Here is a 579-nt window from a genome sequence, read left to right as displayed (position 1 = left end):
CACAACGCTGCGCAAGCGATGGATGGCTATTGTATTGATCCGCAAATTTCCATCGCGATTCAATGCCACGATTCGAGCTGCGATATTCTAGTGTCAGATAACGGCCCGGGGATGTCTGACGAGGCACTGGCGAAAATCTTTGACCCGTTTTTTACCACCAAACCAGAAGGGCTCGGACTGGGTTTGACCATTTCAAAACGTATTTTAGAAAGCTATCACGGAGCGCTCAGCGCCTATAACCACCAAGGGACGCAATCGGGTGAGTCAGGCGGCATGACCTTTGTTGCCACCGTTCCGATGGCAAACACCAGTACCACCAAACCAGTAACGGAAAACGACCATGCATAACGCAGTTATCTTTGTTGATGACGAACCACACATTCGTGATGCCGTTTCACAAGCACTACTTATCGAGGGCATTGAAGTCACTTGCTTTCCCAATGCCGTTGAAGCACTCAGAGTTATCGATGCCAATTCTCCAGCCATCATCATTACGGATATTCACATGCCGGTCATGGATGGCTTAGAGTTTATGCGCACGCTGCTGAGCAAAAATCACCACTTTCAATTCATCGTTCT

2 protein-coding genes are annotated in these 579 nt (G+C 48.5%); both read left to right on the top strand.

The window, feature by feature from the left end:
* A partial coding sequence (locus tag R8N47_RS26985) for a sensor histidine kinase (protein WP_318186340.1) occupies window positions 1-348 on the top strand: 348 nt, incomplete at its 5' end.
* The coding region (locus R8N47_RS26980) for a response regulator (protein WP_318186339.1) at window positions 341-579 on the top strand (239 nt) is incomplete at its 3' end. The genes R8N47_RS26985 and R8N47_RS26980, both read left to right, overlap by 8 nt.

It is taken from the genome of Vibrio sp. 2132-1, assembly GCF_033344315.1.
The sequence above is the reverse complement of the archived record's forward strand: the minus strand, read 5'-3'. Positions and strand labels throughout refer to the sequence as shown.